Source organism: Flavobacterium sp. (assembly GCF_031381455.1).
GTDB lineage: Bacteria > Bacteroidota > Bacteroidia > Flavobacteriales > Flavobacteriaceae > Flavobacterium.
This window is the reverse complement of record NZ_JANMXZ010000008.1, coordinates 1-15,457: the sequence shown is the minus strand read 5'-3', so window position 1 is coordinate 15,457 and position 15,457 is coordinate 1. Positions and strand designations below refer to the sequence as shown.

Annotated in this window: 12 protein-coding genes; 5 read left to right on the top strand and 7 right to left on the bottom strand. The window is 37.1% G+C overall.

Annotated elements, in window-relative coordinates; translation table 11 throughout:
- Positions 1–67: 67 nt before the first annotated feature.
- A complete protein-coding gene (gene pyrE / locus RMN97_RS01710; protein WP_309612794.1) occupies positions 68–709 on the bottom strand; it encodes an orotate phosphoribosyltransferase in 642 nt (213 codons plus the stop codon).
- Between the two features lie 7 nt (positions 710–716).
- Here pyrE and RMN97_RS01705 point away from each other — a divergent pair, with 7 nt between their 5' ends.
- Together RMN97_RS01705 and RMN97_RS01700 are read left to right on the top strand one after the other, a co-directional pair.
- Complete coding sequence (locus tag RMN97_RS01705) at positions 717–1,319, top strand: NUDIX domain-containing protein (RefSeq protein ID WP_309612793.1); 603 nt, start codon at positions 717–719, stop codon at positions 1,317–1,319.
- A gap of 150 nt (positions 1,320–1,469) precedes the next feature.
- Positions 1,470–2,837 (top strand): DEAD/DEAH box helicase, encoded by a 1,368-nt coding sequence (locus RMN97_RS01700; protein ID WP_309612792.1) that lies wholly within the window; start codon positions 1,470–1,472, stop codon positions 2,835–2,837.
- A gap of 155 nt (positions 2,838–2,992) precedes the next feature.
- Here the strand turns inward: RMN97_RS01700 and coaD are convergent, their stop codons facing one another.
- Together coaD and RMN97_RS01690 are read right to left on the bottom strand one after the other, a co-directional pair.
- Positions 2,993–3,454: a pantetheine-phosphate adenylyltransferase gene (gene coaD, locus RMN97_RS01695; protein WP_309612791.1), complete on the bottom strand. Its 462-nt coding sequence runs from the start codon at positions 3,452–3,454 to the stop codon at positions 2,993–2,995.
- An 83-nt stretch (positions 3,455–3,537) separates the two neighbouring features.
- The gene (locus RMN97_RS01690; RefSeq protein ID WP_309612790.1) at positions 3,538–4,521 is read right to left on the bottom strand and encodes a D-alanine--D-alanine ligase; all 984 of its coding nucleotides are present in this window, start codon (positions 4,519–4,521) and stop codon (positions 3,538–3,540) included.
- A gap of 93 nt (positions 4,522–4,614) precedes the next feature.
- Between RMN97_RS01690 and RMN97_RS01685 the strand changes: the two genes are divergently transcribed.
- Both RMN97_RS01685 and RMN97_RS01680 read left to right on the top strand, forming a co-directional pair.
- A complete protein-coding gene (locus RMN97_RS01685; RefSeq protein WP_309612789.1) occupies positions 4,615–5,232 on the top strand; it encodes a PASTA domain-containing protein in 618 nt (205 codons plus the stop codon).
- Positions 5,222–6,277 (top strand): RluA family pseudouridine synthase, encoded by a 1,056-nt coding sequence (locus RMN97_RS01680; protein WP_309612788.1) that lies wholly within the window; start codon positions 5,222–5,224, stop codon positions 6,275–6,277. The genes RMN97_RS01685 and RMN97_RS01680 overlap by 11 nt, the downstream gene beginning before the upstream one ends.
- Before the next feature lie 516 nt (positions 6,278–6,793).
- Here RMN97_RS01680 and lgt read toward each other — a convergent pair.
- The 4 genes from lgt to folE form a co-directional block, all read right to left on the bottom strand.
- Entirely contained in the window at positions 6,794–7,699 is a 906-nt protein-coding gene (lgt, locus tag RMN97_RS01675) for a prolipoprotein diacylglyceryl transferase (RefSeq protein ID WP_309612787.1), read from the bottom strand.
- Between the two features lie 69 nt (positions 7,700–7,768).
- Positions 7,769–8,011, bottom strand: a complete 243-nt coding sequence (yidD, locus tag RMN97_RS01670; protein WP_309612786.1) for a membrane protein insertion efficiency factor YidD — start codon at positions 8,009–8,011, stop codon at positions 7,769–7,771.
- 10 nt (positions 8,012–8,021) lie between these two features.
- Entirely contained in the window at positions 8,022–9,500 is a 1,479-nt protein-coding gene (cysS, locus tag RMN97_RS01665; protein WP_309612785.1) for a cysteine--tRNA ligase, read from the bottom strand.
- Between the two features lie 82 nt (positions 9,501–9,582).
- Positions 9,583–10,254 carry a GTP cyclohydrolase I FolE gene (gene folE / locus RMN97_RS01660; protein WP_309612784.1) on the bottom strand — a complete coding sequence of 224 codons (672 nt, stop codon included), beginning with the start codon at positions 10,252–10,254 and terminating at the stop codon, positions 9,583–9,585.
- 160 nt (positions 10,255–10,414) lie between these two features.
- Between folE and RMN97_RS01655 the strand changes: the two genes are divergently transcribed.
- Positions 10,415–15,457, top strand: a 5,043-nt coding sequence (locus RMN97_RS01655; protein WP_409024867.1) for a beta strand repeat-containing protein, incomplete at its 3' end; no start/stop codon positions are given.

Here is a 15,457-nt window from a genome sequence, read left to right as displayed (position 1 = left end):
GAGAATAGAAAATAGACTTTTCTCTTTTAAATTTAACTTCTATGCTCTTTATTCTATTTTCTTTTTTTTAAACTTTCCACGTCGACGGACTTTCCCGCCATTCCCGCAGTGTTTTGAGTTCTTTTTCGGTGATATAATTTTTGGCAACAGCCAATTCTAATAAATGATTGTAATCGGCCAAGGTGTGCAAATCGACATTCGCATTTTTGAAATTCTCAACAGCAATATCAAAGCCATAAGTAAAAATTGCCACCATACCTTTAACATGTGCTCCGGCTTCTTTCAAGGCTTCAACGGCAATCAAACTGCTGTTTCCGGTGCTGATTAAATCTTCAACAACAACTACGTTTTGGCCACTTTGTAAAAAGCCTTCTACCTGATTTTGTCTTCCGTGTTTTTTTGGTTCCGGTCGAACATACACAAAAGGCAATCCCATGTATTCAGCAACTAGCATTCCAATGCCAATTGCTCCGGTTGCAACTCCGGCAATTACATCAGGCTTGCCAAATTCTTTCTCAATATGTTTAGAAAATTCTTCTCGCACAAAATTTCTTATCGCCGGAAAAGACAGTATTAGTCGGTTGTCACAGTAAATTGGAGAATTCCAACCCGATGCCCACGTAAAAGGATTTTTTGGATTCAATTTAATTGCATTTATTTGTAAAAGCAATTCGGCTGTTTTTTCGGCTGTGTCTTTATTAATAATCATAGTACAAATGTATAAAGTTTTTGTCAACGATAAACCACTTTTTTTAACCAACGAAATCGCGAAAGAGACCGATTTTCAGTTGTTTTTATTGGAAAGTATTGATATTGAGCAACTCATCATCAAAATGTTTCAAAACAAAATTCAAAAGGCATCATTGTATTATCCTGATGAAAAAGCCATTCTTAAAAAACTAAAAGAAAAAATTCCGGTTTGCAAAGCTGGCGGTGGTTTGGTTTTTAACAAAAACGGCGACGTTTTATTCATTTTAAGAAACGGAAAATGGGATTTGCCCAAAGGCGGAATCGAAAAAGGAGAAGAAATTGAATACACGGCAATACGTGAAGTAGAAGAGGAAACCGGTGTTGGAAATCTTTCCATCAATAGAAAACTCCAAAAAACCTATCACGTTTTTAAACGCAATGGAAAATACAAACTCAAAGTAACCCATTGGTTCGAAATGCAATCTACTTTTGAAGGAACACCATTTCCGCAAGCCAATGAAGGTATCGAAAAAGCAGTTTGGCTCAATCCGGAGCAAATAAAAGAAGCCTTGAAAAATTCGTATGAGAATATCAAATTATTATTTGAAGAAGAAAGACTGCTTAAATAAATTACAATTAGATTTCCATTGTCACACTGAGCTAGTCGAAGTGCAATCGTAGCTCTGCTGAATAGAGAAGGTCTTCGACTCCCGAAGCTTCGGGACAGACTGACACTTGTTTATAATTGCATTTCCATAAATTGGCTTTACCTTTGCCAAATGACACACCATCACCATTCTACTAATTTGCTATTGAATTTAGGCATTGAAAGCTTAAAAGAAATGCAGGTTGCTGCCCAGGAAACTATTTTAAACGACAACAATGTTTTATTGCTTTCGCCAACAGGTTCAGGGAAAACGCTTGCTTTTTTACTTCCGATTTTTGAAATGCTTAACGAGGATATCAATACCAGAGTGCAATGCCTTATATTGGTTCCGTCTCGCGAATTGGGATTGCAGATTGAGCAGGTTTGGAAAAAAATGGGTACCAATTACAAAGTAAATGTTTGTTATGGTGGACATTCCATTGAAACCGAAATCAAAAACTTATCGAATCCTCCGGCGGTTTTAATTGGAACGCCCGGAAGAATTATGGATCATATCGACAGAGGAACTTTCAAAACAGATTATATTGAAACCTTGGTTCTGGATGAATTTGATAAATCATTGCAGTTGGGTTTTCACGAGCAGATGTCGTTTATCATTTCAAGATTGACTAAAGTAAACAAACGTATTTTGGTTTCGGCAACGGCCGGAATTGAAATTCCAAAATATACTCGGGTAGTTAATCCAACGATTTTAGATTTTATTCCGAATGACGAAGCGAATACCAATCTCGATATGAAAATGGTCATTTCAAAAGAGAAAGATAAGATTGGAAGTTTATTCAATTTGATTTGTTCCTTGAAATCGGAAGCGGCGATTATCTTCTGTAATCATCGTGATGCTGCAGAACGCATTAGCGATACGTTAAACGAAAAAGGAATTTATGCTACGTATTATCACGGTGGCATGGATCAGGACGAACGTGAACGTGCTTTAATTCAGTTCAGAAACGGAAGCATACCTTATTTGATTACAACCGATTTGGCCGCACGTGGTTTGGATATTCCCGAAATGAAACATGTCATTCATTATCATTTGCCTTCAAAGGAAGACGAATTAACACACCGAAACGGGCGAACAGCTCGAATGTTAGCTACGGGAACCGCTTACATCATTGCGCATGAAAGCGAAAAGAAAATGGATTATCTCGATTACAGCATGAAAGTTTTAAATGTTTCGGATTCCAAAACGTTACCAAAACCACCGGAATTTCAAACGATTTATATCAGTGGTGGGAAAAAAAACAAACTCAATAAAATAGACATCGTAGGTTTCTTTTCTCAAAAAGGAAAACTGGAGAAAGGCGATTTGGGACTGATAGAAGTGAAGGATTTCATTTCGTTTGCAGCGGTAAAATCTAAAAAAGTAAAAGACTTGCTTTCTAATATTCGTGACGAAAAAATGAAAGGTAAGAAGTTTAAGATTGAAGTCGCGCGTAAAGTGATTAAAAAAGAAGAAGACTCTAAACCTGAAAAATATTAGAATGCTTACCGCAGATTCGCAGATTAAAATAATTAATAATCTGCGAATCTGCGGTTATTTCTACATAAAGAACTGTTAAATCAATTTGCCACAAATTACACAAATTAGCACAAATTAATTCGTGGAAATTTGTGTAATTAGTGGCTTCATTTTTTTTATTTTTTGACAACCACACTTTCCGGAACCAAAACAGTATAATCACCGCCATTTCTAATAACATCACGAACGATGCTCGAAGAAATATAAGATGTTTTAGAAGCCGTTAAAAGAAAGACCGTTTCAATTTTTGACAATCTTCTGTTGGTATGGGCTATGGCTTTTTCAAATTCAAAATCTGCCGGATTTCGCAAACCACGGAGGATAAACTCGGCGTCTAATTTTCGGCACAAATCAATCGTCAAACCTTCGTAGGTAATCACTTTTACTTGTGGCTCGTCTTTGAAGGATTCTTCGATAAACTTTTTTCGGTCTTCGAGTGAAAACATATATTTTTTATCAGCATTGATACCAATGGCAACAATCACTTCATCAAAAAGCGAAATGCCTCTTTTTATAATATCATAATGACCATTAGTAATTGGGTCAAACGAACCTGGGAAAACGGCTTTTCTTTTCATTTTTTTGTCTGTTATCTGTTGTCAGTTGTCTGTTAAAAGCTGTCCAACCGACAACTCAGAACCGATAACGGACAATGTTTTACTTAAATCGATTTTCTTTGTAAAACTAATTCAATTGAGTTTGTAAACAAATCTTCCAGCGAAATTCCAGCTGCTTTTGCTTGTTGCGGAATCAAACTTTCAGTTGTTAATCCGGGAATGGTATTCATTTCTAACATAAAGGGTTCTCCGTCAACAATGATAAATTCACTTCTCGAAAAGCCACTCATTTTTAAAATGGTATAGGCTTTTTTGGCAACAGCCCGAATTTTTTCAGCAATGTCTTCAGAAATTCTGGCTGGCGTTATTTCCTGAGATTTGCCAAGATATTTCGCTTCGTAATCAAAGAAATCATTTTCTGAAACAATTTCCGTGATAGGTAAAACTACGGTTTCTCCTTTATAGTTTATCACACCAACAGAAACTTCGGTTCCGTCAAGAAAGCTTTCGATGATTATTTCGTTGTCTTCTTTATAGGCATTAGCAATGGCAAACAAAAGTTCGTCTTTGGTTTTTACTTTAGTAATTCCAAAACTGGAACCCGATTTATTTGGCTTGACAAAACAAGGCAAACCCACTTTTTCCAGAATCAAATCCTGTTTGATTTCATCACCAAGATTTAAATAATACGACGTTGCCGATTTTATTCCGTAAGGCTTTAAAACCGATAATAAATCACGTTTGTTAAAGGTCAATGCCGCTTGATAATAATCGCAGGAGTTTTGTGGAATTCCTAACAATTCAAAGTACGCTTGCATTAGTCCATCTTCGCCAGGCGTTCCGTGAATGGCATTAAACACACAATCGAAGATTATTTTTTCATTGTTTACCGTAACCGAAAAGTCATTTTTATCGATTGGAAATTCGGCGTCATTGTCATCGACATAAACCCATTTTTCTTTAAAGATATGGATGCGATATCCTTTGAATTTTGTTTTGTCTAAATTTTGATATACTACGTTTCCACTTGTTAACGATATTTTATACTCGCTGGAATAACCGCCCATGATGATGGCAATTTTTTTCATTTGTAATAAATGTTAGGTTAAACAAAATTATCATTTTTTTCGAAACCAAATACCTTTATGTTTTTTATATCTTTGTGCAAATTAAATTTCTTTATGAGTTTACGCAAGTATTTAACCAGTCGCGTTTTTTTTGCCCAAATTCTTGCCGCCATGGCAATTTTTACTGCTATCGCCTATTTATTTTTTCATTGGATAACGTATACCACACATCACGGACAGGAAATTACGGTTCCTGATTTGGCCCGACTTTCTGCGGAAGAAGCGGAAGAAAAATTAGCGGCTATCGATTTAGATTATATAATCCTTGACACAGTTGATTTCAAACCTGATTTTCCAAAGCTGACTATTGTAGAGCAAGAACCAAAAGCAGGCGCAAAAGTAAAAGAAGGCAGAAAGATTTACATCAAAATAAATGCTTCAAAATATACGATGGTTACAGTGCCCGATTTGATTGAAAAAACATATCGACAAGCTGTTCCAACTCTTGAAGCTATAGGTTTAATAGAAGGAACAATTACCTATAAACCGTATTTAGGTAAAGACATGGTTCTGGAATTGCGCCAGGACGGAAAGAAATTAAAAGCGGGTGATAAAGTCTTGAAATCATCCAAAATTGATTTAGTTCTTGGCGATGGGAAAATTACTTACGAAGAAACTATTGATTCTACAGCTGTAGATTCTACTGAAATTATTCCATTAGATGGACAATAATACTGATAATACTCCTGAATTAGAAGAAGAAGAATTATTTGAACACCACCGACATGTTGCTGATAAAGGGCAATCGTTGTTACGTGTCGATAAATTCCTGATGCAATTGGTTGCCAATGCTACGAGGAATAAGATTCAGAAAGCCGCGGATGATGGAAATATATGGGTAAATGATGTTCCGGTAAAATCGAGTTACAGAGTAAAGCCTTTTGATGTGGTTCGTGTTATGCTTTCGCATCCGCCATTTGAAAACTTAATCCTTCCGGAAAATATTCCGCTTGATATTGTTTATGAAGACGATTCCTTATTGGTTATAAATAAACCACCAGGATTAGTTGTCCATCCCGGACACGGAAATTATACTGGAACATTGGTTAATGCGTTGGCTTATCATTTTGAAAATCTGCCAAAGAACTCAAGCGACAGACCAGGATTGGTACATCGTATAGACAAAAATACTTCAGGACTTTTAGTCGTTGCCAAAACAGAACAGGCGATGACGCATTTGGCAAAACAATTTGAAGATAAAACTTCGGAACGTGAATATATTGCTTTGGTTTGGGGAAATGTAAAAGAAGAAGAAGGAACCATTGAAGGTAATATTGCAAGACATGTGAAAGACCGAATGCAAATGGCTGTTTTTCCAGAAGGCGATATTGGAAAACACGCCGTTACACATTATAAAGTTTTAGAGCGATTTGGATATGTTACTTTGGTATCCTGCAAATTGGAAACAGGAAGAACACATCAAATACGTGTGCATATGAAATATATTGGACACACTCTATTCAATGACGAACGTTATGGTGGCGAGTTGATTCTGAAAGGAACCACATTCACCAAATACAAGCAGTTTATAGATAATTGTTTTAAGACGTTACCAAGACAAGCGTTGCACGCAAAAACATTGGGTTTTACACATCCGGTAACGAAAGAGTTTATGCAATTTAATACCGAATTGCCACAAGACATGCAAGACTGCATTGAGAAATGGCGCAATTATGCTAAGACAGGTTTGACAGAAAGTGAAGACACGAGTACATAGGACGAACTGTATGGAGCAAAGCGGAATAGATAAAAAAAACCTCAATTTAATTGAGGCTTTTTGTTTTATATATTCGCACAACATAACCAGTCAAATCGCTTCAGGGATTTAATATTGGCAGAAAATTGATGACGTAAATTAATCAATCCCGTTAGGGATGATATCTTGTCAGAGGAATGTTTTGATTTCGTTGAACCAATGAAAATTATATCATCCCTAAAGGGATTTTTCTCCATTGTTCAATATTCATTTTCTAACCGGATTTAATCCCTAACGGGATTGTTTCTTGTGAAAACCTTGCGTGTCTTTAGCCCCGACCTGCCTGCCGGCAGGCAGGTGGGAGCGGCATCCTTTTACACCTATCAGGTTTTTAAAATCTGACAGGTGTAAAAGATATAGCGGACAGCGGGAAGAGAAGTGAAAACCTGCCTGCCGGCATGCAGGGAAGGCTGAATGTGTGCTCCTAAAAATTAAAAAACCGACTCAAATGAATCGGTTTTTAATTTTTTTTTGAAATTATTCAACCGGTTTTTCGGCAACGAATAAATAATAAATTCCGACTAATATAAAAGGAATACTCAACCATTGTCCGGTTGATAGCAATCCGAAAGTTTCTTCAATTCCGCCCTGACTTTCTTTTACATATTCGACAACAAATCGAACAGACCAAAGTAAGATTAGGAAATATCCAAACAGTAAACCTTGTTTTTCTGCTGTTTTTGTTTTCCAATATAAGAAAAATAGAATTAAAAACACAAACACATAAGCAATAGCTTCATACAATTGAGCCGGATGTTTTGCAGGAACTTTTTCTAAAAGTGAAGCATATTTTGGATCGTTTACAAGCGCATGATAGGCATCGTTTAAATCTGAAATCTTAGTTGCATTAACAACTTCTTTTGGTGAAAAGTAATCTCTCACAAATCGAACTCCTAATGGTGAATCAGTTATTTTACCAACAATTTCGGAGTTGAAAAAATTTCCAACTCTGACAAAGACCGCGCCACTAGCTACAGGAATTACCACTCTGTCTAAAACCCAAAGCAAAGGTCTTTTAATTACTCTTTTACTATAATAATACATAAAAATTATTATAGCAACAGCTGCACCATGACTGGCTAAGCCTTGAAAACCAGTAAATTCAAACTTTGGACTAAATCGGAATGGGAGTAAAATTTCTAATAAATTATTTCTGTAGTATTCCCAATCGTAGAAAAAGACATGACCTAAACGCGCACCAAGTAAAGTTGCAATGACGGTCCAGATAAATAGGGTGTCTAATTTTTCAAGTGGTTCTTTTTCTCTAACGAAAATGTGTTTCATTATGTACCATCCAAGTCCAAAGGCAATGACGAACATCAAGCTGTAAAAACGGATAGTAAAAAAACCAATATTTATTCCTTCTGATGGATTCCAGATCATGATTAGTTGGATGAGTTAGATTGTAAAAATAAGAATTTGTACCAAAAGTCTATACAAATTATGGAAACTTTAATGCGAACATTTTTTTTCGGGCACAGGATCATAACCATTTTTACCCCAAGGATGGCATCTTAAAATCCGGTGAACACCTAAATAAGTTCCCTTAAATGGCCCGTGAATCTTAAGCGCTTCAACAAAATAACTGGAGCAGGTAGGTTGAAATCGACAACTTGATGGCAACAGCGGAGAAAGTACTGCTTTGTAAATGTAAATCAGTACTAATAATGGTGCTATTGCAATTTTCTTTAACATACGGTTTTTGTTATACAGTAAAAGTAGTGCCGTCTTTTCCGTCTTTCAATTGAATTCCAAGTTCTAATAATTGGTCCCGAATTTGGTCTGACAAAGCAAAGTTTTTATTGGCTCTGGCTTCATTTCGCATACCGATTAGCATTTCAACAACGCCATCTAATTTTTCTGAATTGTCAGCACCACATTTTTCATCTTTAACGCCAATAACATCAAAAGTGAAGGTGTTTAATGTTTCCGAAAGTGTTTTTAAATCAACAGCCGTAAGCGTTTCTTTTCCGTCATTTATCAAATTGACAAACTTTATTCCTTCAAATAAATTGGCAATCAAAATGGGCGTATTGAAATCGTCGTTCATTGCTGCGTAGCAACTCTGTTTCCATGTCGCAATATCAAGAGTAGAAGTAACGCTTGGTTGTAATTCTTTTAGTATATCAAGACCTTCCATCAATCGGTTAAAGCCTTTTTCGGCTGCTAAAATTCCATCGTTGGTAAAGTCAAGAATACTTCTGTAATGCGCCTGCATCATAAAGAAACGCGCCACATTTGCAGAAAAAGCTTTGCTTAAAAATGGACTTCCGCCTGAATAAATTTCAGCAGGCAGCAGATTGTTTCCGGTTGATTTTGACATTTTTTTGCCATTCAGATTCAGCATGTTGGCGTGCATCCAATAATTCACGGGACTTTTACCTGTGCAAGCTTCGTTTTGTGCAATTTCACATTCGTGATGGGGAAATTTTAAATCCATTCCGCCACCATGAATATCAAAAGTTTCACCAAGATATTTGGTGCTCATCGCAGTACATTCTAAATGCCAACCAGGGAAACCAACACCCCAAGGCGAAGGCCAACGCATAATATGTTCCGGCTCGGCTTTTTTCCAAAGCGCAAAATCCTGTGGGTTTTTCTTGTCGCTCTGACCGTCAGTATCACGCGTATTCGCGAGCATTTCGTCTATGTTTCTGCCACTTAGTTTTCCGTAGTGATTGTTCTCGTTAAACTTCACCACATCAAAATAAACCGAGCCATTTTTTTCGTAGGCAAATCCTTTTTCAATTATTTGACTTACGATTTCAATTTGTTCAATGATATGGCCAGTTGCAGTAGGTTCAATACTTGGCGGAAGAAAATTAAACTGATTCAAAACATCGTGAAAATCTACCGTATAACGCTGTACAATTTCCATTGGCTCCAATTGCTCCACGCGTGCTTTTTTGGCAATTTTATCTTCACCATCATCCACATCATCTACAATATGACCAACATCGGTAATGTTTCGCACATAACGAACTTTGTATTCTAAATGCAAAAAATATCTAAAAATCATATCAAACGACATGAACGTACGAACGTTTCCAAGATGTACATTGCTATACACTGTTGGTCCGCAAACATACATTCCAATGTTTCCTGCATGCACGGGTTTAAAAACTTCTTTTTCTCCCGAAAGAGAGTTGTATATTTTTAGTTGATGGTTTTTATATAATTGCATAGTTTATTTAGGAGCTATTTCCGGCTTTTCGCGGCTATGCCGCTTCACACGAGCGAAGCGACTGCCGAAGGAATCCGGGCTATTAAAATTTTGTATCTAATTGGATATAATCCAGAAATTCTCTTCTGGTTTGCTCGTCGTTGAATTTACCACCATATTCTGATGTTACTGTGCTGCTTTCAACATCCCGAATACCACGAGAATTTACGCAAAGATGTTTAGCATCAATAACACAAGCCACATCTTCGGTTCCTAAAACCTGTTGTAATTCCTGAACAATCTGCATCGTTAAACGCTCTTGTACTTGTGGTCTGTTGGAGTAATAATCTACAATTCTGTTCATTTTTGAAAGTCCAACAACAGTCCCGTTTGAAATATAAGCAACGTGTGCTTTACCAATTATTGGTAATAAATGATGCTCACAAGTAGAGTAGAGGGTGATATTTTTTTCGACCAACATTTCACCATATTTATAGTTATTAGCAAAAGTGGAAGCTTTCGGTTTTTTATTTGGATTTAAGCCACCAAAAATTTCTTTGACAAACATTTTAGCAACACGATTGGGTGTTCCTTTTATGCTGTCATCTGTTAAATCCATTCCTAGCGTATAAAGAATATTTTCAACATCTTTTTTTATTAGTTCAATCTTTTGTTCATCGGACAAAGTAAACGCATCATTTCTTACAGGATTTTGGGCACTTGTTGCTATATGATTTTCGCCTAACTCGTCATTAAATTGGTCACTATTTATCATTAAATTCTTTGTTAATACGGGTTCTAAAATAAAAAGGACAAAGATAAATAATTATAATTAATCTGTTGGGAATAGTTGTATTAATTAAAAATTTAAAAATTTTAAGATAATTATTTCCCAAAAAAGATTAAATTTCGCAGCTAAAAAATTGTTCCCAAAAATGAAAAAAAAATTAACTCCATTACTTTTTATTTTTTTATTAACAAATGTACTTTTTTCCCAAAATTTAATTGTCAATGGAGGCTTTGAAATAGGCGGTTCTGGTGTTGGTTTTGTGACTAATGGCGCTGGTTATACACTTTTAAATACTCCTTTTTCTGGTACAACGACTACAGGAAATTTTGCCTTTACTACAAATCCAAATCTAATAAATAACGCTAATTTTATCCCAAGCTCTGATCACACATCCGGCAATGGTAAAATGCTGATTATTGATGGTAACACCACTGCGGGAAATCCAAGATTTTGGAAGGCAGGTAATACTGGAGCTGGAATTACAACACTCACAATAGGAACTACTTACAGATTTAGTTATTGGATTAAATCAGTTTCTACTTTAGTTACAGGTCCGGCATCACAAGCTGACATTAACATAGCACTAACAGGTGGAAGCGCAACATTAGTAGCAGGAACCGCATTAGCACCATTGCCGGCATTGGGATGGAGGCATGTAGTATATTCTTTTACTGCTACCGCTACTACAGCCACTATTGAGTTATGGAATACAAATACGAGCGCCTCAGGAAATGACTTTGCGGTTGACGATTTTATGCTTACTGATGACCTTATGGTTACTTATAATGTTACAGATGCATTGTGTGCTACTGCTAGTGACGGTTCTATTACAGTTAGTGGTTTAGGTGGTACATTGCCTTATACAAATTATACTATTACTGGACCGGTAACATTAAACAATGCAACAGGTGTTTTTACTGGAGTACCTCCCGGAATTTATACTGTTTCCATTACAGATAGTGCTCTACCAACAGCTACTACAGTTTCAATGGGGAATGTTGTAGTTGGACCTAGCCTTACAATAACTCCTTCCAGTTCGGCAGTTTGTATAGGAAGTTCGACTACAATTACTGCTACAGGAAGTTCCAATCCTTATACATGGACAGCAACTCCGGCTGCTACGGCTGGTTTAACAACTCCAGGTGTTCCTAATCCAACAGTTACTCCAACAGCGGCAGTTGTCCACACATACACCGCATCTTCTACAATTGGAGCTTGTACCGTAACAAAGTCGATTAACATCACAGTAAATCCTTTACCGACTGCTAATATTACAGGAAATGCAACGATATGTCCTGGAAATACGGCTGTCATTACTATTACAGGAACACCTAGCTCTAGTGTTACTTTAACGAATAATTTAGGGAATACTTATGCTCCATTTATTCCTGCTTCAGGGACACTTTTATGGACGACGCCTATTTTAAATGTAACTACCCTATACACTCTTGAAAGTATTAAAAATTTTGCTACAGGTTGTCAAAGAAATTACTCAGGAGTAACTGTGACAATTACTGTTGTCCCTAATGGTTGTGCTACTGTAAAGGCTGACCCTGCAGTGGGAAGTGCCGCTCTAGATTTAACCCTCTGTACAACGGGAGAATGTCGAACACTGCAAGCAAATATTTCCCCAATACCGTCCACCACTACCTATGGATTGAGCTCTATTCCCTATTGCCCGCAATCATCTTATGTCAATTCTGGTGCTCCTTGGCAACAGCTGCAGAATGAAATAACTGGTGACGATAAATGGTCTGCACCCTTTAATTTTCCCGGCGCAGGGCCTAACACTCCTGCTTTTCAATTTTGCTTCTTTGGAAATGCTTATAGTAGTTTAAACGTAGGGAGTAATGGTGTAATCACTTTCGACCCAAGAGTTTTGAATAGTTTCTGTCAGTATAGTATCAACCAAACTGTTCCAAATCCAGCGCTAATAAGAAACGCCATTTATGGTGTTTATCAGGATATAAATTTTGACATAGCAATATGTCCAACACCACCATTGCCAATATCGTGCAGTTATGCAGTTATAGGAACATATCCTTGTCGGAAGTTTATATTAAACTTTGCAAATATTCCTATGTATGAAGAAGAAGCAGGTGGATGCCCCTACAGTTACAATGCTACGGCTGGGTTGCAGACATCACAAATTGTGTTATATGAAATATCTAATATAATTGAAGTTTATGTTGAAAGAAGGGTGCCTAATGCTTGGCAAAATGGTGCGGGTGTGATTGGTATTCAAAATCAGGCTGGGACTTTAGGATATTCTCCAACAGGACGAAACACCGGCAATTGGTCAGCGAATCAGGAGGCTTGGAGATTTACACCAAACGGACCTAATGTTCCGGTTCAAATAGACTGGTTGGAGGGTTCTATCGTTGTAGGAACCGGACCAACTGTCACAGTTTGCCCAAACTTGACTACTACTTATACATTACGGGCTACATACCAGGTTTGTGGCCTGCCTCAAACCGCAACTAGTTCAGTAACATTAAATGTAAATCCGGATTTAACAAATTCACCAGTTGATATTACTCAATGCACAAATACTTTCAATTTAACAACAAATGAGGGTGTTATTTTAGGATCTTTAACCGGCTATAATATATCATACCACTTAACTGCCGCTGATGCTGCAACAGGCTCTAATCCGATTATAAATTCAAATGCTTTTGTAAGTTCTGGACAAACTATTTATGTGAGAATTTTTGTTACTGCTTATGGATGTACCGTTGTCAAACCTTTTAATTTAATAATTTCTTGTGGAGCAATATCTCCGGTTCCGGATTTGACTCTTTGTGAGAGTTCATCTGGAAGTGGATCTGCGGTTTTTGATTTAACACCTCAAACAGCAATAGCTCTAGGTAGTCAATCTGCTTCAGATTATACATTTACATATTATACTTCTCTGGCAGCAGCCAATGCAGGTACTCCTGGCACAGAAATAAATCCAATAAATAGTTTTGTTGGAACAAATCAAACCATTTACATTCGAATGCAGAGCAATGCTGTTCCGACTACATTTTATACAACAGATTTTGATCTCATTGTCAATCCATTACCAACCGCTACAATTTCAGGAACAACAACTATTTGTTCAGGTACAAATGCTGTTATAACTTTTACAGGAACTCCAGGTGCAACAGTCAATTATACTGTTGATGGAAATGCAGCACAAATTCCTTTAAATGCTGGAACTGCTACTGTTACAACTCCGAACCTTGCGCTGTCTTCTGTTTATCAATTAGTGAGTGTTTTGAATCCTGCAACCAATTGTTCTCGAAATTTAACTGGTTCAGCAACAGTAACAGTTAGAGCTTTGCCTACTGCAACTATATCAGGAACTACAGCGGTTTGTAAAAATTCGACAAGTCCAAATATTACCTTTACAGGAGCCAATGGAACAGCACCGTATACTTTTACGTACAGCACAGATGGTGGAACAACTTTGATTACAACTCCTCCAAGTACAGGAAACATTTATACACTTCCAGTTTCTACTGCTGCATCTGGAGTATTCACATACACTTTAATTAGTGTTCAAAGTTCCGGAGTTCCGGCTTGTTCTCAAAATCAGTCTGGGACAGCAACTGTAACGGTTAGTGTATTGCCTACTGCTGCTGTTTCGGGAACGACTACGGTTTGTAGAAATGCAGCAAGTCCTAGTATTACTTTTACGGGAGCCAATGGAACAGCACCTTATACATTTACTTATACCACTGATGGCGGAATAACTACAGTAACAACTCCACCAAGTGTTGGAAACACCTATACAATTCCGGTTTCTACAGCTACTACTGGAGTATTCACTTATACTTTAATTAGTGTTCAAAGTTCTGGAGTTCCAGCTTGTTCTCAAAACCAATCAGGTTCAGCAATTGTAACAGTTAATGCATTACCTACTGCTACTATTTCTGGAACGACAACTGTTTGTAAAGATTCAGCAAGTCCGAACATTACTTTTACAGGAACCAATGGAGTAGCACCTTATACTTTTACGTATAGCACAGATGGAGGAACAACTTTGATTACAACTCCTCCAAGTAGTGGTAATACCTATTTACTTCCAGCTTCAACAGCTTCATCAGGAGCAACTACTTATACACTAATTAGTGTTCAAGGTTCTGGAATTCCAGCTTGTTCTCAAAATCAATCTGGTACGGCAACAGTAACGGTTAGTATATTGCCAACCGCAACTATATCAGGAACGACTTCGGTTTGTAGAAATGCAGCAAGTCCTAGTATTACTTTTACGGGAGCCAATGGAACAGCACCTTATACTTTTACATATAGTACTGATGGCGGGACAACTTTGATTACAACTCCGCCAAGTATTGGTAACACTTATACAATTCCGGTTTCTACAGCTACAGCTGGAGCATTCACTTATACTTTAATTAGTGTTCAGAGTTCCGGAGTTCCTGCTTGTTCTCAAAATCAATCAGGTACAGCAACTGTAACCGTTAAACTTTTACCATCCGCGACAATTTCTGGAACTACAGCGGTATGTTTGAATTCAATTTCACCACAAATTACATTAACTGGTGCAAACGGTACATCACCTTATACCTTTACGTATTCAATTAATACGTTAGTACAACCGCCAGTTTCAACCACTGTAGGAAATAGTATTTCAATTAATGCTCCAACAGCATCACAAGGTGTTTATACTTATGCTTTACTAAGCGTTCAAGATGGAGCTTCTCCGTCTTGTTCGCAGACACAGAGTGGCTCTGCGGTTGTAACTGTAAACAATGCACCAACAATCAACACTCCAACTCAATTCATTGTTTGTGATGACAGCTTAGATAACCTTGGTTTTTATTGTGGTTTTGATTTGACAACTAAAGATGTTGAGATAACCTCAGATCCAACAGTTGTGATTACATATCACGAAACACAAACAGATGCTGATATTGGTGGTACTACAATACCGATACCAACTTCATACTGTAATCTTAATCCATTCGACCAGACAATCTTTGTGAGAGCTTATTTTGTAGGATCATCGGCATGTTACTCAACAACATCCTTCCACTTAATTGTCAACCCAATTCCACTACCCAATCCTGTAATTACGGATTATGAATTATGTGATTATAACAATACTGGTGATGGAATCGAGTTGTTTAATTTGGGAACAAAAAGTATGGAAATCGCTAATGGACAAACAGGAGTAACGGTA

Bases quoted from the DNA above. Each gene is read 5' to 3' on its own strand.
- folE (WP_309612784.1), bottom strand. From the start codon at position 10,254: ATGATAAATAGTGACCAATTTAATGACGAGTTAGGCGAAAATCATATA.
- cysS (WP_309612785.1), bottom strand. From the start codon at position 9,500: ATGCAATTATATAAAAACCATCAACTAAAAATATACAACTCTCTTTCG.
- RMN97_RS01705 (WP_309612793.1), top strand. From the start codon at position 717: ATGTATAAAGTTTTTGTCAACGATAAACCACTTTTTTTAACCAACGAA.
- RMN97_RS01680 (WP_309612788.1), top strand. From the start codon at position 5,222: ATGGACAATAATACTGATAATACTCCTGAATTAGAAGAAGAAGAATTA.
- RMN97_RS01700 (WP_309612792.1), top strand. From the start codon at position 1,470: ATGACACACCATCACCATTCTACTAATTTGCTATTGAATTTAGGCATT.
- pyrE (WP_309612794.1), bottom strand. From the start codon at position 709: ATGATTATTAATAAAGACACAGCCGAAAAAACAGCCGAATTGCTTTTA.
- RMN97_RS01690 (WP_309612790.1), bottom strand. From the start codon at position 4,521: ATGAAAAAAATTGCCATCATCATGGGCGGTTATTCCAGCGAGTATAAA.
- lgt (WP_309612787.1), bottom strand. From the start codon at position 7,699: ATGATCTGGAATCCATCAGAAGGAATAAATATTGGTTTTTTTACTATC.
- coaD (WP_309612791.1), bottom strand. From the start codon at position 3,454: ATGAAAAGAAAAGCCGTTTTCCCAGGTTCGTTTGACCCAATTACTAAT.
- RMN97_RS01685 (WP_309612789.1), top strand. From the start codon at position 4,615: ATGAGTTTACGCAAGTATTTAACCAGTCGCGTTTTTTTTGCCCAAATT.
- yidD (WP_309612786.1), bottom strand. From the start codon at position 8,011: ATGTTAAAGAAAATTGCAATAGCACCATTATTAGTACTGATTTACATT.